Here is a 21,303-nt window from a genome sequence, read left to right as displayed (position 1 = left end):
TCCGTCCAGTCCATCATCGGGGCGACGGACAGGCGCAGGGAGGCGGCATGGCGCGGGTCGTGGTTCGGCTGCAAAACGGATTCTTCCGGGCGTGGCATCGGCTTCGCCTGCGGCCGGAGGGCGGCACAGGGATGCCAAGGGTAAACGAAGCGCCTGAACAGGGCCGCTCCCGGGCCGGTGCAGGCGGGCAGGCGTGGCGAGGCACGCGGCGTCGTGGCAGGCGAAAATAGGCCCATGAACGCCTATGTCCTGCTCGCCTGCGCCATCGTCCTGGAAGTCATCGCCACCTCCCTGCTCAAGGCCTCCGACGGCATGAGCCGGCTGTGGCCGACGCTGGGCTCGCTGGCCGGCTACGGCCTGTGCTTCTGGCTGCTGTCGATGGTGATGAAGTCGGTCCCCACCGGCATCGCCTATGCGATCTGGTCTGGAGTGGGCATCGTGCTGATCTCGCTGATCGGCCTGGTCGTGTTCAGGCAGAAACTGGATCTGCCGGCCCTGCTCGGCATCGCCCTGATCTGCGCCGGCGTGGTGGTCATCAACGTGTTCTCGCGCGCGACCGTGCACTGAGCCGCGGCATCCTCCTTCGCCTTCCGGATCCATGCCGCGGCGCTGCTTGACCGCCGTTGCGCACCTGCCTGTCGTGAGCGCGCCGAATTCACCCGTCTCTTTATTCGGGTGAAGGGATGGAATTAAACGGAAGCCCTGTGAAGCGCGCCCGCAAGGCCCGCCATTCCGAAGCTGCCCCGCAGCGGTGAATGGAAACGACCGCCGTCACCGGGCACTGGGCCCAACGCCCGGGAAGCGACGGCCACCAGGCGGACGCAGCCGCGTCCATGTCCGTCAGCCCGAACACCGGCCTGGGCTGGAGGCGCATCGCCTCTTGTTTCGACCTGGCGTCTCCGCGGGGAGGCGGCCGGAACCGTCCGCGCATCCAGATCGACGAACCGGCGTTGCGCGAGGACCTGCCGTTGCGCAAGGCGCGGCGGCGGCGGTATCGGGCGTGGACGGCGGAGGCCTTCCGCATCGCCGCCAGCGGCGTGGCCTACGCCACCCGGATCCATACCCACATGCGCTACGCGCAGTTCAACCACATCATCGATTCGGTGGCGGCGCTGGATGCGGAGGTGATCCCGATCGAGGCCTGGTGCTCGTGCATGGAGCTGCTCGATGCGTTCGCGCGCTTCGACTCTCCCAACCAGGTCGGGCCAGGCGTGTACGACATCCATACCCCGCGCATACCCGAGCGCACCGAGAGGGTCGAGCTGCTGCGCAGGGTCGCCGAGGTACTGCCGGCGAAAAGCCATGGGCGAACCCGGACTGCGGCCTGCAGACCCGCGCCGCGCTGGAGGCGATGATGGAAGCGGCGCAGGTGCTGCGCGGTGAACTCTCCGCGACCTGCTGGACGCCACGGAGGCCCGGCGCTGGCCCCCCGCGGTCAGCCGACGGCCAGCCCGGGCAGTTCCACCGACACCACGCCTTCGACGCGGCCCAGCTGCTCGGCCTTGGCCAGCATCTGTTCGCGCGGCAGCGGCGGGTCGCAGTCGATGTCGACGATGTCGTTGTCCTGCTCGCGCGGGCGCAGGGTGATGCGCTTCACCGGCAGGCCGGCGTCGCTGGCCGCCGTTTCGACCCGGGCCAGCGGCGTGCCCAGCGCCACGCGCAGGCGCAGCCGGCCGCTGCGCGCGCGGCGCCGCAGATAGCGCTGCTCCAGCGGCTTGAGCAGCGCCAGGATCGCCCACAGCAGCGCCGTGGCCATGATCGCCGCCGCGTACAGGCCTGAGCCCGCAGCCAGGCCGACCGAGGCCACCGCCCACAACCCCGCTGCCGTGGTCAGGCCGCGGATCACCTGCTCGCGCTGCAGGAACAGGATGGTGCCGGCGCCGAGGAAGCCGACGCCGCTGACCACCTGCGCGGCGATGCGCGAGGGATCGAGCTGGACGTTGGGATGCCCCAGCACGTCGAAGAAGCCGAACGCGGACACGATGATCGCCAACGCGGAACCCACGCACACGAGCATGTGCGTACGCAGGCCCGCCGCCCACTCCAGGCGCCCGCGGTTGATGCCGATCACCGCGCCGAGCAGGGCCGCCAGCAGCAGCCGCAGGCCGAGTTCCCACCACTGGATCATTGCCGCCTCCCCATCGCTTGCCGTTGCCGCAGTGTAGGCCGTCGCGCGCGCCGTGCCGCATCGCGTCGTGAACGCTCCGGACCGGCACCCGACGGCGCGGCGTTACACTCCAAGGCTCCCCGCACCGGAACCTGCGATGTACGGCAATGACACAGCCCTGCTGGTGATCGACCTGCAACCCGATTTCATGCCCGGCGGCGCGCTGCCCTGCCACCAGGGCGATGCCATCGTGCCGGGCATCGCCGCGCTGCTGGCGCAGCGCCGCTACGCCACCGTCGTTGCCACGCAGGACTGGCACCCGGCCGACCATGCCTCGTTCGCCAGCCGGCACGCGGGTCGCAGGCCGTTCGAATCGATCGAACTGCACGGCCATGCGCAGACGCTGTGGCCGGACCATTGCGTGCAGGGCAGCGCGGGCGCGGCGCTGCACCCGCAGGTGGACTGGAGCAGCGCCGACCTGATCCTGCGCAAAGGCACTGACCGGCAGGTGGATTCGTACAGCGCGTTCCGCGAGAACTTCGGCCCGCAGGGCGACCGCCCGGCGACCGGCCTGGCCGGCTGGCTGCACGAGCGCGGCATCGCCGAAGTGCACGTGTGCGGGCTGGCGCGCGACTACTGCGTGCTGTGGAGCGCGCAGGACGCGGCCATCAGCGGCTTCCGCGTGCGCTTCCTGTGGGAACTGACCCGGCCGGTGTCGGCCGACAACGATGAAACCACGCGCATCGCGCTTGTCGAGGCGGGGATAGAAATAGAGAAGTGAGAAAAAGCGGAAGCACTGCCCTTGCTCGACGTTTCCGCGTGCGAAAAGCGACGCGGGGCTCGCTTCCGTTTCTCATTTCTCGTTTCCCGCTCCTCTTCACCCGCTCCCGCGGCTCAGCGGAACACCACCGTGCGGTGGCCGTTTAGCAGGATGCGGTGCTCGACATGGCGCCGCACCGCGCGGGCCAGCACCAGCGATTCGGTATCGCTGCCCAGCCGTACCAGGTCGCGCGGCGTCATGGCGTGGTCCACGCGGGCCACGTCCTGCTCGATGATCGGGCCCTCGTCCAGGTCGCTGGTGACGTAGTGCGCGGTGGCACCGATGATCTTGACCCCGCGCGCGTGCGCCTGGTGGTAGGGCTGGGCGCCCTTGAAGCTGGGCAGGAAGCTGTGGTGGATGTTGATCGCGCGCCCGGCCAATGCCTGGCACAGCTGCGGCGAGAGGATCTGCATGTAGCGCGCCAGCACCACCAGGTCGATGTTTTCGCGTTCGACCAGATCCAGGATCTGCCGCTCCTGTTGCGCGCGGTTCTCCGCATCCACCGGCAGGTGCTGGAACGGCACGCCATAGGAACCGGCCAGCGCGGCGAAGTCGCCGTGGTTGGAGGCCACTGCGGCGATGTCCACCTTCAGCTGCCGGCTGTGGGCGCGGAACAACAGGTCGTTGAGGCAATGGCCCTGCTTGCTGACCAGCACCAGCAGGCGCGCGCGGCGGCGGGCGTCGTGCAGTTGCCAGTCCATCGCGAACTCCGCGCCAAGCCGCCGCAGACGCTCGCGCACGGCGGGCTCCTCGCCAGCCGCGGCCATGTCGAAGTGCACGCGCAGGAAAAAGCGGCCGCTCTCCTCGTCGCCGAACTGCTGGGCGTCGAGGATGTTGCAGCCGGCCTCGAACAGCAGGCCGGAAACGCGGTAGACGATGCCGGTACGGTCCGGGCAGGAAAGCGTGAGGATGTAGTCGGGGCGCATCGCGGGAGTCTAGCGACGCACGAAATTTTCCGGGGAAACCTTTGCCGCCACGACGGCCGCAGGAGCGGCTCCAGCCGCCCCTGCGGATGTGCTGGGCTACTGGAACAGCTCGCGCAGGCCGTGCGGCTGGCAGCGCAGGTACTGCGGTGCGGCGTGCACCTGGGCGCCGAGTTCCGCGGCCGCATGCCACGGCCAGCGCGGGTCGTAGAGGATGCCGCGGGCGATGCCGATGGCATCGGCATGGCCTTCGGCCAGGATCGTTTCGGCCTGCCGGGGCGCGGTGATCAGGCCCACCGCGATCACCGGCGTGGCGACCTGCGCCTTGATCGCGCCGGCCAGCGATACCTGGTAGCCCGGACCCACTGGAATCTGCTGCCGCGGGTCCAGCCCGCCGCTGGAGACGTGGATGAAGTCGCTGCCGCGCGCCTCCAGCGCCTTGGCGACAGCAATGCTCTGGGCCACATCCCAACCGCCCTCCACCCAGTCGGTGGCGGAAATGCGCACGCCCACCGCGACGCTGGCCGGCACCGCCGCACGTACCGCATCGAACACGCGCAGCAGCAGGCGCATGCGGTTCTCCAGCGCACCGCCGTAGTCGTCCTCGCGCCGGTTGCTCAGCGGCGACAGGAACTGGTGCAGCAGGTAGCCATGCGCGGCGTGGATCTCGATCAGTTCCAGTCCCAGCCGTGCCGCACGCCGCGCGGCGGCGGCGAATGCCTCCACCACCGCGTCGATGCCGGCCGCGTCCAGCGCCTGCGGCACCGGGTCGCCCGCATTGAACGGCAGCGCCGATGGCGCCACCACCTGCCAGCCGCGCGCCTGCCCTGGCGCGATGGCGCCACCGCCATCCCATGGCCGCGCGGTGGAGGCCTTGCGCCCGGCGTGGGCGAGCTGGATGCCTAGCGGCATCTTCGACCAGCGCCGCACCGAGGCCAGTACCTCGCCCAGCGCCGCTTCGGTGGCGTCGTCCCACAGGCCGAGGTCGGCCCAGCTGATGCGGCCCCGCGCTTCCACCGCGGTGGCTTCCAGGATCATCAATCCGGCGCCGGACTGCGACAGCGTGCCCAGGTGCTGGGCGTGCCAGTCGGTGGCACGGCCTTCATCGGCCGAGTACTGGCACATCGGCGCGATGACGATGCGGTTGGAAAGGGACAACGGGCCGAGCGACAGCGGCGAGAACAGATGGCTCACGTGGGAGGTGATCCGGTTGGGGGGCGCCCATTGCACCCCCGCGCGCCGGGCCATTCAACCGGCGCGGTGGATCACTGCGTCTTGGCCGCCGTCCGCATGCCGTCGAGCAGGAAGGCCAGCGCCTGCGCGCAGGGCTGCTCGATCTTCAGCGACAGCAGGGCGTCGGCGCGGGTGCGGCCGAGGTTGACCGCCGCCACCGGCAACCCGGCCCTGGCAGCGGCATCGACGAAGCGGAAGCCGGAATAGACCATCAGCGACGACCCCACCACCAGCACCGCGTCGGCGCGCTGCAGGTGCGCGTGCACGGCGGCCACGCGTTCGCGCGGCACGTTCTCGCCGAAGAACACCACGTCCGGCTTGAGCAGGCCGCCGCAGGCGGTGCAGTCCGGCACCGCGAAACCGGAAAAGTCCCCTTCCAGGTCGGCGTCGCCATCGGGCGCCTGCGCCGCCTGCAACCCCGCCCACGCCGGATTGGCATTGAGCAGCCGCTGCTGCAGCGCCTCGCGCGGAGAGCGTGCCTCGCAGCCCATGCAACGCACCTCGTCCAGCCGTCCATGCAGGTCGATCACGCTGCGGCTGCCGGCGCGCTGGTGCAGGCCATCCACGTTCTGGGTCAACAGCAGTTCTACCCCGCCGGCCGCCTCCAGTGCGGCCAGCGCATGGTGGGTGGCGTTGGGCCGGGCCTGGCCGAAACGCGGCCAGCCGGCCAGGCTGCGCGCCCAGTAGCGACGGCGTACCGCCGCATCGGCCATGAACGCGCGGTAATCCACCGGCGGCGTGCGTTTCCACTGGCCATCGGCATCGCGATAGTCGGGAATGCCCGAGTCGGTGCTGCAACCGGCGCCGGTCAACAGCAACAGGCGCCGGTGGGCGGCCATGAACTCCGCCAGCCGCGTATCCGTCGCCATGGACGGGAGGCCCGCCTGCCCAGGCCGCACGGCCATCGCCCGCGCCCCGGCTCAGGCCTGCGGCGGCAACGCCGGCACCGGGGCCGGGCGTCCTTCGGCGTCCAGCGCCACCATCACGAAGTGGCCGCGCGTGCACAGCTTGCGTTCGCCGCTGTGCAGGTCCTCGGCGATCAGCTCGACCTGCACCGTCATCGAGCTGCGCCCGACCTCGACCACGCGGCCGACGGTCTCGACCATTTCGCCGATGCGGATCGGCAGCTTGAAATCCACCTGGTCCGAATGCGCGGTGACCACGGTGCGGCGCGAATAGCGCGCCGCGGCGAGGAAGGCGGCCTTGTCCATCCACGCCATCGCCTGGCCGCCGAACAGGGTGCCGAGATGGTTGGTGTGGTTGGGAAAGACGATCTCCGCCATGCGGACTTCGGTGGGCGGGACGATGGCGGGCGTGGCGTTCATGGCGGGATGCGCGGGAATGGATGGCGGGCGGATGATACGCAGGGCGGATGATGCCGGGTGTGACGCCCGCGTCGCGTCCGCCGGCGGCGCCGGCTTTCCGGGTGGGGGTCGACCGGCAACGCTTCGGGCGGGGCATTGCCCCGCCCTGCAGGGAGCGCCGGCCGGCAGCTCCTCGCCTCAGAAATTCATGTCGAAGGCGACCTCGCCCTTTACGCCGACCTGGTAGGCCGAGACGCGGCGCTCGAAGAAGTTGGTCAGCTCCTGGACGTCCTGCAGTTCCATGAACGGCAGCGGGTTGCGCACGTTGTACTTCCGGGCCATGCCCAGCTTGGCGAAGTGCTGGTCGGCGCAATGCTGCAGGTACTGGCGCATGTCGCGGGTGGAGATGCCGGCCACGCCGCCGGAAAGCACGTCCTCGGCGAACTGCACCTCGCACTCGATGGCTTCGGCCAGCATCTCGTAGACCTGCTGCTCCATCGTCGCGTCGAACAGGTCCGGCTCCTCGGCGCGGATGGTGCGCACGCATTCGAAGGCGAATTCCATGTGGCAGCTCTCGTCGCGGAACACCCAGTTGGTGCCCGAGGCCAGGCCCGGCAGCAGCCCGCGCGAGCGGAAGAAGTACACGTAGGCGAAGGCGGCGAAGAAGAACAGGCCCTCGATGCAGGCGGCGAAGCAGATCTGGTTGAGCAGGAACTGGCGGCGCTGCTCGCGGGTCTCGATGCGCTTCATTCCCTGGATCGAGTCGATCCACTTGAAGCAGAAATCGGCCTTCTTCTTGATCGATTCGATGTTTTCCACCGCCGCGAACGCCTTGAAGCGCTCCTCCGGGTCCGGCAGGTAGTTGTCCAGCAGGGTCAGGTAGAACTGCACGTGCAGCGCCTCTTCGTACAGCTGGCGCGACAGGTACATGCGCGCTTCCGGCGCGTTGAGGTGCTGGTACAGGTTCAGCACCAGGTTGTTGGACACGATGGAATCGCCGGTGGCGAAGAAGGCGACCAGGCGGTGGATCAGGTGGCGGTCGGCCGGCGTCATCTTGTGATGCAGGTCGGTGATGTCGATCTGGAAGTTGATCTCGTCCACCGTCCAGGTGTTCTTGATCGCGTTGCGGTACATCTCGTAGAAATCCGGGTAGCGCATCGGGCGCAGGGTCAGTTCGAAGCCCGGATCGAGCAGCATCTGGCGGGGTTGTGCGGACATTGGAGTCTCCTTTCTCTTCTCCCTGCGGGAGGCAGCGCGGCAGGATCGCCGGGGTTCGCGGCAAGGCCGCCCGGAGGGGGCGGCACAGGGGTGTGCCGCATGCAGGTGGCGCGGAGCGCCGGACGAGGGTTCGGTGGGGGCGAGCTCGCCCCTCTCCCGCCGGGAGAGGGGCGGGAACGATTACTGGCAGGCCTCGCAGGCTTCCGGGTTCTCCAGCGAACAGGCCACGGCCTCGGTCGGCGTGTAGCTGCTGACCGTGGTCTTGGCGATCTTCGTGGCCGGGCGCGAGCGCAGGTAGTAGGTGGTCTTTACGCCCTTCTTCCAGGCATACATGTACATGGAGGACATCGCGCCGATGTTCGGGCTCTCCATGAACAGGTTGAGCGAGGCCGACTGGTCGATGAAGGCGCCGCGGTCCGCGGCCATGTCGATCAGCGAGCGCATCGGCAGTTCCCAAGCGGTGCGGTACACCGTGCGCAGCGCTTCGGGGATCTGCGGCAGGTTCTGGATCGAGCCGTCGGCCAGCTTGATCGCATCGCGCATCTCCGCCGTCCACAGTCCCAGCTGCTTGAGCTCGCCGACCAGGTAGCGGTTGACCTGCAGGAAGTCGCCGGACAGGGTCTCGCGCTTGAACAGGTTGGACACCTGCGGCTCCACGCACTCGTAGCAGCCGGCGATGGAAGCGATGGTCGCGGTCGGGGCGATGGCGATCATCAGCGAGTTGCGCAGGCCATGCTGGCGGATGCGCTCGCGCAGCGCGTCCCAGCGCGCGGCGTCGGCCGGAGCCACGTTCCAGGCATCGAACTGGAGCTCGCCCGCGGCCGCGCGGGTGTCGTTGAACGACGGGTGCCGGCCACGCTCGATGGCCAGTTCGCACGAGGTTTCCAGCGCATGGAAGTAGATGGTCTCGGCGACCTTCGCCGACAGCACGCGCGCGGCCTCCGAATCGAACGCCAGGCGCTTGCGGAAGAACACGTCCTGCAGGCCCATGCAGCCCAGGCCGACCGGGCGCCAGCGCAGGTTGCCGCGGCGCGCGGTCTCGATCGGATAGAAGTTCAGGTCGATCACCCGGTCGAGCTGGCGCACGGCCAGGCGCACGGTTTCGGCCAGCTTGTCGAAGTCGAAATCGCCGTGCTCGTCCAGGTGGTTGCCCAGGTTGATCGAGCCCAGGTTGCACACCGCCGTTTCCTCGGCGCTGGTGACTTCCAGGATTTCGGTGCACAGGTTGGACAGGTGGATCACGTTGCCGGCGCGCAGGGTCTGGTTGCTGGCGCGGTTGCACTTGTCCTTGAAAGTCATCCAGCCGTTGCCGGTCTCGGCCAGGGTGCGCATCATCCGCGCGTACAGCTTGCGCGCCGGCAGCGTCTTGACCGCCTTGCCCTGCGCCTCGGCCTGCAGGTAGGCGCGTTCGAACGCCTCGCCGTACAGGTCGGTGAACTCCGGCACCACGCGCGGATCGAACAGCGACCATTCCTGGTCGGCCTCCACGCGCTGCATGAACAGGTCCGGCACCCAGTTGGCCAGGTTGAGGTTGTGGGTGCGGCGCGAATCGTCGCCGGCGTTGTCGCGCAGCTCCAGGAAATCCTCGATGTCCGCATGCCAGGTTTCCAGGTACACGCAGGCCGCGCCCTTGCGCTTGCCGCCCTGGTTGACCGCGGCCACCGAGGAATCCAGCGTCTTCAGCCACGGCACGATGCCGTTGGAGTGGCCGTTGGTGGACTTGATCAGCGAGCCGCGCGAACGCACCCGGGTGTAGCTCACGCCGATGCCGCCGCTGAACTTGGACAGCTGCGCGATGTCGCCGTACCTGGCGTAGATGGATTCGAGCGAATCGGACGGCGAATCCAGCAGGAAGCAGGAGGACAGCTGCTCGTGGCTGGTGCCGGCGTTGAACAGGGTCGGGCTCGACGGCAGGTAGTCCAGGCTGCCCAGCCGCTGGTACAGCGCCAGCGCCTCGGGCACGTCCTCGCTGAGCGCGCTGGCGATGCGCAGGAAGAACTGCTGCGGGGTCTCGATGACCTTGCGCGTGTGCGGGTGGCGCAGCAGGTAACGGTCGTACAGCGTGCGCAGGCCGAAGTAATCGAAGTTGAGGTCGTACCCGGGATCGATCGCGTCGTTGAGCTTGCGCGCGTTGACCTGCACGAAGTTCAGCAGGCGGTCGTTGATCAGGCCGACCTCATGGCCGCGGCCGACCGACTGCGAGAACGCGTGGATCTCCTGGCCGGACACTTCCTTGGCGATGAAGTTGGCCAGCAGGCGCGCGGCCAGGCGGCCGTATTCCGGTTCCTCGCCGATCAGCAGCGCGGCGGTGCGGATCGACAGTTCGTCCAGTTCCTGGGTGGTGGCGCCGTTGTACAGGCCGGAGATGGTGCGGGTGGCCACGCGCATCGGATCGACCGCATGCAGGCCTTCGCAGCAGCGCTGGATGGCGCGGACGATCTTGTTCAGGTCCACCGGCTCGGTGCCGCCATTGCGCTTGGTCACGCTCATGGCGGTGGCGGTCGGCGGCGGGGTCAGTTCGAAGCCGGCCTCGGTCGGGACAACGGCGGTATCGGTGGCGGTCACGGTGATGTGTCCTCATGGCGGGATGCACGCGGCGCCTGCCCTCGCAGGAACCTGGGCCGGTGCGGTTGGCGAGCATGGAAGGACGGCGTCGCAGCGACCGAGACGGACGCGACCCAGGGTCGCCACCGGCGGTACCGCGTCGCCAGCCGTCTTCCCCTCGAAGACTCCGCAGCCGGCACCGCGCGCTGTGCTTCGCGCGGCCGTCGGCAGGTCTTCGGACTCATGGGCATGGAGGCGGGGGCCTCCTCCTACTCCGCCGCTTCCCAAGGCATCGGGCCTCAGTGCTTGGTGGCGGGATCGTTCCCAATTACCGCTGCGGGGCAGTGCCGGAATGGCCATCCAAGGCGTCACCGGCTTCCCTTTCAATCCGGTGGGGAGCAACCCACCAGAACCGACGGGACACAAGATAGTGGGGGTAAATGACAGGGTCAACGCCAAATCTTGTGGATAACCGCCTGCCCCTTGGGGCACAAGCGATCCGGCTCGCGGCCTCGTGCCCGCCCATGGCGACCTGCCCATCGCGGCTGCGCAGTCAAGCCCTCGGAGCGCCATTCAGAGGTAGGAAAACACCGCGCGCATTCATCATCCATTGCCCAGGCTTCGCCGCCATGACTTCCGGCCGGCGCCGCGGCCGACGGCAGCCGGCGATGCTGTCTCCCTGTCGAACACGGAACACCCCGCATGCGCCGCCTGGTTCTCGCCACCGCCCTGCTCGCCCTGGCCGCGTCCATGGCCGCCCGCGCCGGCACGTTGAAATCGCCGGAGCTCTCCTCCACCCAATGCGGTGTCAGCACCGACTACGACGTGCTGGTCGATGGCGGCGGCATCTGGCTGCGCAGGCACGACGCCACGCCGCGCGAGATCGTGTTCCACAACGGCGAACTGAGCGTCGACGGCCGCATGCAGGTGGTCAGCGCCGACGATGCGCAACGCCTGCGCGTGCTTGAGGCCGGGGTGCGCCAGATGATGCCGGCGGTCACCGGCATCGCCAACGAATCGGTGGGGATCAGCTTCGACGTGCTGGACGTGGTCTATGGCTCCATGACCGGCAACTTCAACTCGCGCAAGGTGCGCGCGCTGCGCACGGATGCCGAGCGCTTCGTCGCCTCGACCATCGGCCGCGGCCGCTGGGAGCAGGATCTGTTCGGCGAAGGCTTCGACCAGCGCGTGCAGGAAGCGGCCGAATCGCTGAAAGGCTCGATCGCCCGTGGCCTGCTGTGGACCATGCTCACCGGCGGCGAGGAGCGCATCGAGAAGCGCAGCGAGAAGATCGAAGCCGAACTCGAGCCGAAGATCGAAGCGCGCGCCCATGCGCTGGAGCAGCATGCGCAATCCCTGTGCACCCAGGTCCTGGCGCTGGACCAGCTGCAGTCGGCGCTGGAGTACCGCTACAACGGCCAGCCGCTGCGGATGATGAACGTCAGTGGCGAAGCATCGGCATCGGCGCCGGTGGCGAAGGAGCAGGGCCCGGACAACCGCATCGCCCTGCCCGCACACCCCTGACCGCAACCCGTAGAGCGGGGCAACGCCCCGCTGGAGCTTTCCCGGCAATGCCCCCGCCGGGCGTTGCCCGGCGCTACAAGGCCCACCGCGATCCACCTCCCTGTAGAGCGGGGCGACGCCCCGCTGGAGCTTTCCCGGCAATGCCCCCGCCGGGCGTTGCCCGGCGCTACAAAACCCGCTGCGATCCATCTCCCTGTAGAGCGGGGCGACGCCCCGCTGGAGCTTTCCCGGGAATGCCCCCGCCGGGCGTTGCCCGGCGCTACAAAGCCCGCCGCGATCCACCTCCCCGTAGAGCGGGGCGACGCCCCGCTGGAGCTTTCCCGGTAATGCCCCCCGCCGGGCGTTGCCCGGCGCTACAAAGCCCGCTGCGATCCATCTCCCTGTAGAGCGGGGCAACGCCCCGCTGGAGCTTTCCCGGTAATGCCCCCGCCGGGCGTTGCCCGGCGCTACAAAGCCCGCCGCGATCCATCTCCCTGTAGAGCGGGGCAACGCCCCGCTGGAGCTTTCCCGGGCCTGTCCCCACCAGGCGCGTTGCCTGGCATTGCAGAACCTAGTCCCCTGTGGAACGGGCACGCCCCATAACTCGGGCGGCGTACCGTCCTCACCCCTTCGGCAACTGCGCCAGTTCCTCGCGCACCAGCCGCACCACCAGCGTGTCCAGCGTGTCCACCGAGTAGTCGGCCACGTCGTGCACGGTCTCGCGGCCGGGGCCGCTGCCCGGATCGGACGCGTCCTTGTAGGTGAGGAAGATGAAACGCCCACCGGTGTACTGGGCGATCTGCCGCTGCACGATCTCGCCGGTGGTGTCCTGCCCCGACGCGGCCACGCTGAACACCTTGATGCCCTTGCCCAGCGCGGCGAGCATGGTCTGGTCGTAGTGCGGCCGCGGATAGTCCATGTGCGGCGGCGCGTCGGCCAGCGACACCAGCAGGCGCGTGGTCGCCGGGCCGCGCCAGGCCAGCGTCTGCACCGCATGGTCGAAGGCTTCGTTCATCGCCTCGGGCATGTCGCCGCCACCGCCGGCACGCACGCCATCGAGTACCTGCTGGAACGCGGCGACGTTGCCGGTCAGGTCCCAGCTGCGCACGAAGTACTCGTCGCCACGGTCGCGGTAGGCGACCAGCCCAAGGCACACGTCCGGGCGCGATGGCAGCTGTTCGATGCCGCGCACGATGTCGTGCAGCGAAGCGCGCAGCTTGTCGATCTCGTCGCCCATCGAGCCGGTCGCATCGACCATGAACACCAGGTCCAGCCGCGCGCGCGCCGCTGTCGCGGCGGCAGGCAGGCGCACCTCCAGCGCATCCTTCTGCCCGCGCCGCAGCTGTGCCTGCGCCTGCCGGCCATCGCGACGCACATCCACGCGGTAGCTGGCCGAATCGCGGTCGTCGAACGCGTTCAGGTGCAGCCAGGCCTGGCCGCCGGCGTCGGTGCGCGCCCACATGCGCGCGCCATCGGCGCTGGAAACGGCGACTTCGGCATCGGGCACCGGCCGCCCCTGCGCATCGATCACGCGCAGGCGCTGGCGCACCGAGACATCCCGGCCGAGCTGCGCCGCTTCGGCATGACGCTGCAGGAACTGCTGGAAACCTCCGAAATCGGCGTTGTCGTCGACCACGCCGGCGGTCACCGGCGCAGCAGGCTGCTGGCGCACTGGCGCCGGTGCCGGCGCGTAGGGAACCGCCAGACCGGAACGCGCCACGCTGGTCGCCACCGCCGGCGCATCCGCGGCGACCGGAGCCGGCGGCGGAGCAGGCATGGCCTCCATCAGCACCTTGCTGCGCCCACCCTTCCCGACCAGGGTGGGAACATCGCGCACGCGCTGCGGCGGCTGCGGATCGGGAACCTCGCGCATGCGCGGCGTGTCGCTGCACACCGTGGCGGCAGGCGCGCGGAAATTCGGCGCGGTCTGGCGCGTGCGCTTGAGCGCCGGCGCCTTCAAGTCGGGTTCCGCGACGACGGTGGCCGGCCCGGGCCACAACGGCTCACCGGCGAGTGCCGGCAGCCCGGCCAGCACCGTCAACGCGAACGCCATCGAACGTACCGGCAGGCGCCGGGAGGCCATGCTTGCGTGCTTCATCTGCTTGCTCCGTTCCATGCAGGGTGGGCCGCCGTGGCGGCATGCGACAAGGAGAACGGATGGGGGAAGCGAATGGGGTTTTGCAGGAACGCACAGCGTACGCATCGAATCCGCATTTCCCTTCTCCCTCCCGGGTGAAGGCCTGTGGCCTGCACGCCTGGCCCACACATGCGCGCGGGGCCGGGGCGTGGTCCCGCGGGGGCGGATCAGGGCACGGGCGAGCCCCCGCCTTGTTCGATCGCACACGGCTGCGCCCGTCGCCCTCTTTCCTGCTCCGTGCCCTGGCCCGCGGCATTTGCGCCGGTGGCGTGGGCGCATGCCATGCGGCTCCGCCCCGAAGGAAGAGGAGGCTTCCCTCGCCCCTACAGGCGGTGCGCGGTACCCAGGTACTCGGCGCTCTGCATCTCGATCAGGCGGCTGGCGGTGCGCTCGAAGGCGCCGGCCAGGCGCGTGCCGGAATAGAGCAGCGGCGGCGGATCCTGCGCGGTGCAGACCAGGTTGACCTGGCGGTCGTACAGCTCGTCGATCAGGTTGACGAAGCGGCGCGCGGCATCCTCGTTCATGCGGTCGAAGTGGGGGATGCCGCCGAGCAGCACGGTGTTGAACTCGCGCGCGATCTCGATGTAGTCCGAAGGCCCGCGCGGCCCCTCGCACAAGCCGGGGAAATCGAACCAGACGATGCTCTTGCCGCGCCCGCGCACGGGAATCTTGCGGCCCTCGATCTGGATGTTGCCGCTGCGTGCCTCCTCGCCGCCACTGAGCTCCTTCCAGCGCCCGCCCAGCCAGGCGTCGCTGCCGTCCTCCAGCGGCGCGCGGTACACCGGCGAGCGGGTCAGCGCGCGCATGCGGTAGTCCTCGGTGCCTTCGGCGTACAGCTCCACGCAGTATTTCTGCAGCAGGGCGATGGCCGGCAGGAAGCTGTCGCGCTGCAGGCCGTTGAGGTACAGGTTCTCCACCGCGGTGTTGGAAGTGGTCACCAGGGTCACGCCTTCGGCGAACAGGCGCTCGAGCAGGCGCGCCAGCAGCATCGCATCGCCGATGTCGGTGACGAAGAACTCGTCCAGCACCAGTACGCGCAGCCTGCTGCGCCACTCCTGGGCGATTTTCGCCAGCGGGTCGCTCTGCCCCTGGTGTTCGCGCAGCCGCTCGTGGATGCCGCGCATGAAGCGGTGGAAGTGGGTGCGGTATTTCTGTTCGATCGGCAGGCCGTCGTAGAACAGGTCGACCAGGAAGGTCTTGCCGCGGCCGACGCCGCCCCAGAAGTACAGGCCCTTGACCGGCTCGGGCTTCTTCCAGAAGGCCGACAGCCGGTCGAGCCAGCCGTCCTGCGCCGAATCGACGATGGCGTCGTGGATGCGATCCAGTTCGGCCAGCGCCGCGTGCTGGGCCGGATCGTCGCGCCAGTCGCCACGGGCCACGCCGGCGGCGTAGCGCTGCGAGGGGGTCGTCGCGTCCATGCTCAGCAGCTGCCGTCGGGCAGCCAGCGCCGCACTTCGTGCTGGATCGCGCCGCGCAGGTCGATCAGCTTGCGATGGAAGAAATGGCTGGTGTCGGGCATGCGCACCAGCTGCGGCGGAGCGGCCAGCGTTTCCAGCCAGGCATAGACGGCCTGCGCATCGACCACCTCGTCGGCGTCGCCCTGCACCACCAGCCATTGCGCCGGCGGCCGCAGCCCGTCGAAATCCCAGGTACGGCGGCCGACCGGCGGTGCGATCGAAATCAGCGCCTGCGGCTGCAGCGCGCCGCTGGCGCGCAGCGACACATAGGCGCCGAAGCTGAAACCGGCCAGCCACAGTGCGCAGTCCGGGCGCTCGGCGCGTACCCACGCCGCCACCGCGCGCAGGTCGTCCTGCTCGCCCTCGCCGTTGTCGTAACTGCCGGCCGAAGCGCCGACGCCACGGAAATTGAAGCGCACGGTGGTGACGCCCAGCTCGCGCAGCGCGCGCGCGGCCATGGTCACCACCTTGTTGTGCATGCTGCCGCCCTCGGTGGACAGCGGATGGCAGATGACGGCGACGACCGGATGCGCGGCGATGCCGCCCTCGGGCGGATCGACCGCGACCTCCAGCGGCCCGGCGGGGCCTTCCAGCATCAGCGCCATCGATTCGTGGGGAAAGGAAGGATTGCTCATGCCGCCATAATAACGGCCCCATCCACCGGCTTCACCGCCGCCCTGCCCGGTAACGAACGCGATGCACTTCCTGATCCTGAGCGTGGTGTGCAGCGTGCTGGTCTCGGTCCTGCTGAAACTGGCGCCGCGGCGCGGCATCGACATCGCCCAGGCCGTGACCTGGAACTACCTGGCCGCCAGTGCGTTGTCGCTGCTGCTGCTCCAGCCCTCGCTGCAGTCGCTGCGGAACGGGCACGCGCCCTGGCTGGCGCTGCTCGGCCTGGCGCTGGCCCTGCCGGGCATCTTCCTGGTGCTGGCGCGCGCCGTGCGCGAGGCAGGCATCGTGCGCAGCGACGTGGCGCAGCGGCTGTCGCTGCTGCTGTCGCTGGGCGCGGCGTTCGCGCTGTTCGGCGAACATGCCAACGGCTGGAAGCTGGCCGGGCTGGGCCTGGGCCTGCTGGCCATCGTCGGGGTGAGCGCGCGCAACGGCGATGCCGGCGGCGCCACGGCATCGGGCTGGCGCTGGCTGCTGGCGGTATGGGCCGGTTTCGCGCTCATCGACATCCTGCTCAAGCAGGTGGCGCTGTCCGGCACGCCTTCCACCGCCGCGCTGCTGGCCAGCTTCGCCATCGCCTTCGTGCTGATGCTGGGCTGGCAGCTGCAGCGCCATTTCAGCGGCCGCCGCCGGCTGGAAGCCCGCAACCTCGGCTTCGGCCTGCTGCTGGGCGCGATCAACTTCGGCAACATCCTGTTCTATGTGCGCGCCCACCAGGCGATGCCGCACAGCCCGGCCACCATCTTCGCCGGCATGAACATCGGCGTGGTCTGCCTTGGCGCACTGGTCGGCATGCTCGCCTTCGGCGAGAAGACCAGCCGCTGGAACCGCATCGGCCTGGGCCTGGCGGTGATGGCGATCGCGCTGATCGCGCGCGGGGCGCAGGCGTAGGAGAGGCTGGAGCCGCTCCTACGATCGCGATTCCCCGATCAGGGATCGAAGCCCAGCAGCAGCGGGTCGTGGTCCGAACTGCGCCAAGGACCGGGCACGTTGCGCCCCTGGTAGCCCGCTTCGTCGGCCTCGTCGGCATTGATGTGCCACTCGGCGGCGCCCTTCAACCGCGCCGCCATGCCGGGATTGAGCAGGGCGTGGTCGAGACGGCCGGTCAGTCCGTTGTAGACATAGCTGTAGGGCTGGTGCACGCCGGCCACCTTGAACGCATCGCGCCAGCCATCGGCATGCAGCTGGCGGATCGGGTCTTCCATCGCATAGGCGTTGAAGTCGCCCAGCAGCACCGCGTCGCGGCTGCCGCTGCCGGTCGGGTCGCGCTGCAGCCACTGGCTCAACAGCCGTGCCGATTCCACGCGGGTCGCGTTCCAGCAACCCTGGCCGTCGTTCTGGTCGGCATCGGCACCGGTCGCGTCGGTACAGCCCTTGGACTTGAAATGGTTGGCCACGACCACGAACGGCTGGCCCTTGCGCCCCACGCGGAAGGCCTGCGCCAACGGCACCCGGCTGCGCTCGCCGAAAGGTTCGTGCTCCAGCACCACCGGCTTGCCTACCGGCGCCACGCGCGAGGCGCGATAGATGATGCCCACGCGGATCGGGTTGTCGCCCGGGCCCTTGCCGGCGTCGACGAACGCCCACTGGCGGTCCTTGCCTTGCCCCTCGTTGAGCGCACGCACCAGCCCGGCGATCGCCGAATCCGGACCGTAGCCGTCGTTCTCCAGCTCCATCAGCGCGGCCACGTCCGCGTCGAGAGCGCGGATGGTGGCGATCAGCTTGGCCTGCTGCGCCTGGAACTGCGCGAGCGTCTTTGCGCCGCGCAGCGTCGGAAAACCGCCGCCCCGGCCGTCACCATTGAAGTAGTTCTCCAGGTTGAACGCGGCGATGCGCAGCGCGCCCGCCACGGCCGGCGGCTGCGGGCGCTCGATGGCGGGCACCTGCAGCGGACGGGTCAGCTGCAGCCGGTATGCGCCGTCGTAGCGCTGGTCGACCACGCCCTCGACACCCGTGAACACCATGCCGGTGCGCAGCTGCGCATCGTCGGGCAGATAGGACACATGGCCCGGATCGCGCTGGCCGCTGCCATCGTCCAGGCGCAGGCGGCGGCGCGCGTTGTCGGCCAGCAGCGCCGCGTTTTCCGCGGTGCCGGCGGCGGCCAGCTCGGTGGGCTGCCACAGCCGGCCCTCGAATGCGACGGCGAGTTCGCCATGACGCGCCAACTGGTCCTGACCGGACAGGGTCAGCGGCGCGGCGATGCGCACCTGCATGCCTTCCAGCGCCTCCCAGTTGGCCGGCACGCCGTCGAGCACGGTGACCGGCGGCGCCGGGCGGGAACGGGCCGCGACGACCGTCTCCGCCTTCAGCGCGGTGAGGCTCTGCCCGCTCTTGCCGGCCGGCAGCTCCAGCACCGTGCCGGTAATGCGCAGCCACTGTCCTGCCGATGCGTTCTGCGCCGGATCCAGCTGCACGAACACCGCATCGGAGGTCGCCGGATCATGGTCGCCTTCGTCCTGCACGAAGACGCCGCCCAGTCCGGCGCGCAGATCGGCGGTGACGATGCCTTCGATGGTCACCTGCCGACCTTCCAGCGGACTGCGTTCGCCGCTGCCCTGCACCTGGCCGATGGCGATGACGGCCGGCCCCCTGGCGACGGCCTGCGGCACGAGGGCGACGGACAGCGAGAGGGCGAGCAGCGAGGGAAGGTGGCGCATGAGGTGGACTCCGGAACGGCGGAAAACAAAGCGCCGCCCGGGAGGGCGGCGCCGAGTGTCCATGATGAGGACGTTTTATTTCAGGTTTGCGAGCATCCAGTCCACGGTGGCGTGGATCTGCGCTTCGCTGAGCCCGGCATTGCCGCCCTTGGGCGGCATCACTCCGCCGTCCGGACCGGTATAGCCGTCGATGGCGTGCTTGTAGAGCGTTTCGGTGCCCTGGGCGATGCGCTTGTCCCAATGCGCATGATCCAAGGTCGGCGCCATGCCCACGCCGGTCAGGTGGCAGGCGGTGCACAGCTTGTCGAAAATCACCTTGCCGTCGAGGGTGCCTTCATAGGCGCCGCCCGCGGCTGCGGCCTGTGCGGCGGCGGCTTCCGCGGCCGCGGCCTGCGCTGCCGCGCCGGTGCTGCCCGCATAGACGGCGCCGGCCGGCGCAATGCGCTGCTCGACGCGCGCAACCGCCTGCGGAGAGGCTTCGGTGGGAATCGCGCGCTGCAGGAACGAAGCGAAGATGATCAGGCCGATCGTGACGACAGCCAAGAAGGCGATCACGATGGAGAAGCGTTTCAGGAACTGAAGGTCGTAATTCCGCACGTATCAAACCCCTGGCAAGTAGTCGATGGACCACAGCTACCGGCGGAGTATAGACCAGCGCCCCTACCCACCGGCAACGGTCGCCGGCCGGGACCGCGCCGGCGCGCCATCATGGCTTGCCCGCCACGGCTCCAGCGCCGGCCGCGCGCAGGCACAGCGCGCCGATCGCCTCGACCAGGGGTTCGCCGCCGCGCAGGCCGTCGCGGCTGGGCGCGGTCGGGCCGACCAACGCTTCGGTGAAGGCGCCGACGATGCAGGCCGCGCCCACGTCCAGGTCCTGCGGCGGGAATTCGCCAGCGCGCACGCCATCGTCGAGGATGCGCTTGAACACATCGCCGAACAGGCGGCGGCAGCGGATGCGCTCGGCCTCGACCTCCGGGTCCACCGGTTCGGCGATGAAGGCATAGGCCAGCGCCGGCCCGGCCAGTGCGCGGCGCACGAAGGAGGCCACCGCCTGCTGCAGGCGCAGCGCCGCCGGCTGCGGCTCGTCGGCGATGGCCGACAGGATGTCCAGCTCGTGCTCGACCGCGGCGCTCAGCACTTCCACGAACAGCTCGGCCTTGGACGGGAAGTGGCGGTAGATCAGCCCGGTGGACACGCCCGCCTCGGCCGCCACGGCGGTGATGGGCGCATTGCGGTAACCGCCGGCGGCGACCAGCCGGCGGGCCGCGGCCAGGATCGCCTCGCGGTTGCCTGCGAGGCGTTTTTCCATCAGTTCCGAGCGTTTGTAGGCCATGGTTTGATTCTAGGTTCAATTTTTGAATTTGTATTCACTTTTTCATGGAGACCCGCTAGGCTGCGCGCAAACGCCCGTGCTGGCGGCCGGTCCGCCCCCACCATCCCGGAGCGCCCTCTTCCAGCCGGAGCCGCCCCATGCACGTCCCCACCCTTCCCTTCGATCTCGGCGAAGAGATCGACATGCTGCGCGAAAGCGTGGCCCAGTTCGCGGCCGCGCATATCGCCCCGCTGGCGGCGGAAGCCGATGCGACCAACCACTTCCCCAACCCGCTCTGGCGCCGGCTCGGCGAGCAGGGCCTGCTCGGCATGACCGTGGAGGAAGAATACGGCGGCAGCGGCATGGGGTATCTGGCCCATGTGGTGGCGATGGAGGAAATCTCGCGCGCGTCCGGCGGCATCGGCCTGTCCTACGGCGCGCATTCCAACCTGTGCCTCAACCAGCTGCGCAAGAACGCCAGCGAAGCGCAGAAGCAGCGTTACCTGCCGAAGCTGTGCAGCGGCGAACACATCGGCGCGCTGGCGATGAGCGAACCGGGCGCCGGCTCGGACGTGGTGTCGATGAAGCTGCGCGCGGACCGGCGCGGCGACCACTACGTGCTCAACGGCAACAAGATGTGGATCACCAATGGCCCGGATGCCGACGTGCTGGTGGTCTATGCCAAGACCGATCCGGAAGCCGGCTCGCGCGGCATCACCGCCTTCATCGTCGAGAAGGGCATGAAGGGCTTCTCCACCGCGCAGAAGCTGGACAAGCTGGGCATGCGCGCCTCCAACACCTGCGAGCTGGTGTTCCAGGACTGCGAGGTGCCGGCCGGGAACGTGCTCGGCGAAGTCGGCGGCGGGGTGAAGGTGCTGATGTCCGGGCTGGACTACGAGCGCGTGGTGCTGTCCGGCGGCCCGCTCGGGCTGATGGCCGCGGCGCTGGACGTGGTGCTGCCCTATGTGCACGAGCGCAGGCAGTTCGGCGAGGCGATCGGCAGCTTCCAGCTGATCCAGGCCAAGCTCGCCGACATGTATGTGGGCCTCAATGCCTGCCGCGCCTATGTATATGCGGTGGCACGCGCCTGCGACCAGGGGCGGACCACCCGCCAGGACGCGGCCGGCGCGATCCTGTATTCGGCCGAGAAGGCCACCTGGGCCGCCGGCGAGGCGATCCAGATCCTCGGCGGCAACGGCTACATCAACGAATACCCGGCCGGGCGCCTGTGGCGCGATGCCAAACTGTATGAAATCGGCGCTGGTACTTCGGAAATCCGGCGCATGCTGATCGGGCGCGAGCTGTTCCAGCGCACGGCGTGATCGAAGCCGCTCTCCCTCCGGAGGGAGAGCGGCGGTTTGCGGACCTCCGCGAGCGCCCCTGCGCCAGCGCAGGAGCGGCGCGCGAAGCGGAAGCGAT

Annotated in this window: 18 protein-coding genes, 1 pseudogene and 2 riboswitches; of the genes and pseudogenes, 6 read left to right on the top strand and 13 right to left on the bottom strand. The window is 69.4% G+C overall.

The annotated features are described in order from the left end of the window. The first annotated feature begins 234 nt into the window (after positions 1–234). Together ABB22_RS01880 and ABB22_RS18680 are read left to right on the top strand one after the other, a co-directional pair. Entirely contained in the window at positions 235–567 is a 333-nt protein-coding gene (locus ABB22_RS01880) for an SMR family transporter (RefSeq protein WP_055766793.1), read from the top strand. 89 nt (positions 568–656) lie between these two features. Beyond that, positions 657–875: riboswitch (cobalamin riboswitch) on the top strand. A gap of 54 nt (positions 876–929) precedes the next feature. After that, positions 930–1,384 (top strand): annotated as a pseudogene (locus tag ABB22_RS18680) (5-methyltetrahydropteroyltriglutamate--homocysteine S-methyltransferase); the annotation flags it as partial. Between the two features lie 51 nt (positions 1,385–1,435). On the opposite strand, the gene ABB22_RS18675 reads toward ABB22_RS18680, so the two are convergent. Beyond that, positions 1,436–2,128, bottom strand: a complete 693-nt coding sequence (locus ABB22_RS18675) for an MgtC/SapB family protein (RefSeq protein WP_055766799.1) — start codon at positions 2,126–2,128, stop codon at positions 1,436–1,438. A 136-nt stretch (positions 2,129–2,264) separates the two neighbouring features. Here ABB22_RS18675 and pncA point away from each other — a divergent pair, with 136 nt between their 5' ends. Beyond that, entirely contained in the window at positions 2,265–2,888 is a 624-nt protein-coding gene (gene pncA / locus ABB22_RS01865; protein ID WP_055766802.1) for a bifunctional nicotinamidase/pyrazinamidase, read from the top strand. A gap of 113 nt (positions 2,889–3,001) precedes the next feature. On the opposite strand, the gene purU is transcribed toward pncA, so the two are convergent. The 6 genes from purU to ABB22_RS01835 all read right to left on the bottom strand — a co-directional run bounded on the left by purU (position 3,002) and on the right by ABB22_RS01835 (position 10,095). Further along, positions 3,002–3,853, bottom strand: coding sequence for a formyltetrahydrofolate deformylase (gene purU / locus ABB22_RS01860; protein ID WP_055766805.1), 852 nt, complete (start codon positions 3,851–3,853; stop codon positions 3,002–3,004). Positions 3,854–3,949: 96 nt separating this feature from the next. Further along, the gene (locus tag ABB22_RS01855) at positions 3,950–5,098 is read right to left on the bottom strand and encodes an NADH:flavin oxidoreductase/NADH oxidase (protein WP_082443522.1); all 1,149 of its coding nucleotides are present in this window, start codon (positions 5,096–5,098) and stop codon (positions 3,950–3,952) included. Positions 5,099–5,115: 17 nt separating this feature from the next. Then, entirely contained in the window at positions 5,116–5,952 is an 837-nt protein-coding gene (locus ABB22_RS01850; RefSeq protein ID WP_055766811.1) for an NAD-dependent protein deacetylase, read from the bottom strand. Positions 5,953–6,003: 51 nt separating this feature from the next. Then, positions 6,004–6,408 carry an acyl-CoA thioesterase gene (locus ABB22_RS01845; protein WP_055766815.1) on the bottom strand — a complete coding sequence of 135 codons (405 nt, stop codon included), beginning with the start codon at positions 6,406–6,408 and terminating at the stop codon, positions 6,004–6,006. A gap of 177 nt (positions 6,409–6,585) precedes the next feature. Further along, positions 6,586–7,605 (bottom strand): ribonucleotide-diphosphate reductase subunit beta, encoded by a 1,020-nt coding sequence (locus ABB22_RS01840; protein ID WP_055766818.1) that lies wholly within the window; start codon positions 7,603–7,605, stop codon positions 6,586–6,588. A 180-nt stretch (positions 7,606–7,785) separates the two neighbouring features. Next, entirely contained in the window at positions 7,786–10,095 is a 2,310-nt protein-coding gene (locus tag ABB22_RS01835) for a ribonucleoside-diphosphate reductase subunit alpha (protein WP_425477765.1), read from the bottom strand. Positions 10,096–10,357: 262 nt separating this feature from the next. Further along, positions 10,358–10,581, bottom strand: a riboswitch (cobalamin riboswitch). A 270-nt stretch (positions 10,582–10,851) separates the two neighbouring features. Between ABB22_RS01835 and ABB22_RS01830 the strand changes: the two genes are divergently transcribed. Beyond that, a complete protein-coding gene (locus ABB22_RS01830) occupies positions 10,852–11,673 on the top strand; it encodes a DUF2884 family protein (protein WP_055766823.1) in 822 nt (273 codons plus the stop codon). 601 nt (positions 11,674–12,274) lie between these two features. On the opposite strand, the gene ABB22_RS01825 is transcribed toward ABB22_RS01830, so the two are convergent. The 3 genes from ABB22_RS01825 to ABB22_RS01815 form a co-directional block, all read right to left on the bottom strand. Then, positions 12,275–13,750, bottom strand: coding sequence for a vWA domain-containing protein (locus ABB22_RS01825; RefSeq protein ID WP_161809337.1), 1,476 nt, complete (start codon positions 13,748–13,750; stop codon positions 12,275–12,277). A 362-nt stretch (positions 13,751–14,112) separates the two neighbouring features. After that, positions 14,113–15,207 carry a cell division protein ZapE gene (zapE, locus tag ABB22_RS01820; protein ID WP_055766829.1) on the bottom strand — a complete coding sequence of 365 codons (1,095 nt, stop codon included), beginning with the start codon at positions 15,205–15,207 and terminating at the stop codon, positions 14,113–14,115. A 2-nt stretch (positions 15,208–15,209) separates the two neighbouring features. Continuing rightward, positions 15,210–15,881, bottom strand: coding sequence for an alpha/beta hydrolase (locus ABB22_RS01815; protein ID WP_055767399.1), 672 nt, complete (start codon positions 15,879–15,881; stop codon positions 15,210–15,212). Between the two features lie 61 nt (positions 15,882–15,942). On the opposite strand from ABB22_RS01815, the gene ABB22_RS01810 reads away from it, so the two are divergent. Continuing rightward, on the top strand, positions 15,943–16,806 hold the full coding sequence (locus tag ABB22_RS01810; protein WP_055766832.1) for an EamA family transporter: 864 nt from the start codon (positions 15,943–15,945) through the stop codon (positions 16,804–16,806). 38 nt (positions 16,807–16,844) lie between these two features. On the opposite strand, the gene ABB22_RS01805 is transcribed toward ABB22_RS01810, so the two are convergent. From ABB22_RS01805 to ABB22_RS01795, 3 genes are all read right to left on the bottom strand, one after another. Further along, positions 16,845–18,572 (bottom strand): ExeM/NucH family extracellular endonuclease, encoded by a 1,728-nt coding sequence (locus ABB22_RS01805; RefSeq protein ID WP_057505018.1) that lies wholly within the window; start codon positions 18,570–18,572, stop codon positions 16,845–16,847. Between the two features lie 75 nt (positions 18,573–18,647). Further along, positions 18,648–19,169: a c-type cytochrome gene (locus tag ABB22_RS01800; protein WP_055766839.1), complete on the bottom strand. Its 522-nt coding sequence runs from the start codon at positions 19,167–19,169 to the stop codon at positions 18,648–18,650. Between the two features lie 109 nt (positions 19,170–19,278). Continuing rightward, positions 19,279–19,905, bottom strand: coding sequence for a TetR/AcrR family transcriptional regulator (locus tag ABB22_RS01795; RefSeq protein WP_055766841.1), 627 nt, complete (start codon positions 19,903–19,905; stop codon positions 19,279–19,281). Between the two features lie 137 nt (positions 19,906–20,042). On the opposite strand from ABB22_RS01795, the gene ABB22_RS01790 reads away from it, so the two are divergent. After that, complete coding sequence (locus ABB22_RS01790) at positions 20,043–21,206, top strand: isovaleryl-CoA dehydrogenase (protein WP_055766844.1); 1,164 nt, start codon at positions 20,043–20,045, stop codon at positions 21,204–21,206. The last annotated feature ends 97 nt before the right edge of the window (positions 21,207–21,303 follow it).

Origin of the sequence: Stenotrophomonas nitritireducens (genome assembly GCF_001431425.1) — a bacterium.
Lineage (GTDB): Bacteria > Pseudomonadota > Gammaproteobacteria > Xanthomonadales > Xanthomonadaceae > Stenotrophomonas > Stenotrophomonas nitritireducens.
Note: the sequence above shows the minus strand (reverse complement) of the source record. Positions and strands in the feature narration are given on the sequence as shown.

What these genes read in the sequence shown, in the direction of transcription:
- ABB22_RS01845 (WP_055766815.1), bottom strand. Translation starts at nt 6,408, where the DNA reads ATGAACGCCACGCCCGCCATCGTCCCGCCCACCGAAGTCCGCATGGCG.
- ABB22_RS01790 (WP_055766844.1), top strand. Translation starts at nt 20,043, where the DNA reads ATGCACGTCCCCACCCTTCCCTTCGATCTCGGCGAAGAGATCGACATG.
- ABB22_RS01825 (WP_161809337.1), bottom strand. Translation starts at nt 13,750, where the DNA reads ATGAAGCACGCAAGCATGGCCTCCCGGCGCCTGCCGGTACGTTCGATG.
- ABB22_RS18675 (WP_055766799.1), bottom strand. Translation starts at nt 2,128, where the DNA reads ATGATCCAGTGGTGGGAACTCGGCCTGCGGCTGCTGCTGGCGGCCCTG.
- ABB22_RS01880 (WP_055766793.1), top strand. Translation starts at nt 235, where the DNA reads ATGAACGCCTATGTCCTGCTCGCCTGCGCCATCGTCCTGGAAGTCATC.
- ABB22_RS01840 (WP_055766818.1), bottom strand. Translation starts at nt 7,605, where the DNA reads ATGTCCGCACAACCCCGCCAGATGCTGCTCGATCCGGGCTTCGAACTG.
- pncA (WP_055766802.1), top strand. Translation starts at nt 2,265, where the DNA reads ATGTACGGCAATGACACAGCCCTGCTGGTGATCGACCTGCAACCCGAT.
- ABB22_RS01815 (WP_055767399.1), bottom strand. Translation starts at nt 15,881, where the DNA reads ATGAGCAATCCTTCCTTTCCCCACGAATCGATGGCGCTGATGCTGGAA.
- ABB22_RS01850 (WP_055766811.1), bottom strand. Translation starts at nt 5,952, where the DNA reads ATGGCGACGGATACGCGGCTGGCGGAGTTCATGGCCGCCCACCGGCGC.
- purU (WP_055766805.1), bottom strand. Translation starts at nt 3,853, where the DNA reads ATGCGCCCCGACTACATCCTCACGCTTTCCTGCCCGGACCGTACCGGC.
- ABB22_RS01795 (WP_055766841.1), bottom strand. Translation starts at nt 19,905, where the DNA reads ATGGCCTACAAACGCTCGGAACTGATGGAAAAACGCCTCGCAGGCAAC.
- zapE (WP_055766829.1), bottom strand. Translation starts at nt 15,207, where the DNA reads ATGGACGCGACGACCCCCTCGCAGCGCTACGCCGCCGGCGTGGCCCGT.
- ABB22_RS01855 (WP_082443522.1), bottom strand. Translation starts at nt 5,098, where the DNA reads ATGGCCCGGCGCGCGGGGGTGCAATGGGCGCCCCCCAACCGGATCACC.
- ABB22_RS01830 (WP_055766823.1), top strand. Translation starts at nt 10,852, where the DNA reads ATGCGCCGCCTGGTTCTCGCCACCGCCCTGCTCGCCCTGGCCGCGTCC.
- ABB22_RS01835 (WP_425477765.1), bottom strand. Translation starts at nt 10,095, where the DNA reads ATGAGCGTGACCAAGCGCAATGGCGGCACCGAGCCGGTGGACCTGAAC.
- ABB22_RS01805 (WP_057505018.1), bottom strand. Translation starts at nt 18,572, where the DNA reads ATGCGCCACCTTCCCTCGCTGCTCGCCCTCTCGCTGTCCGTCGCCCTC.
- ABB22_RS01810 (WP_055766832.1), top strand. Translation starts at nt 15,943, where the DNA reads ATGCACTTCCTGATCCTGAGCGTGGTGTGCAGCGTGCTGGTCTCGGTC.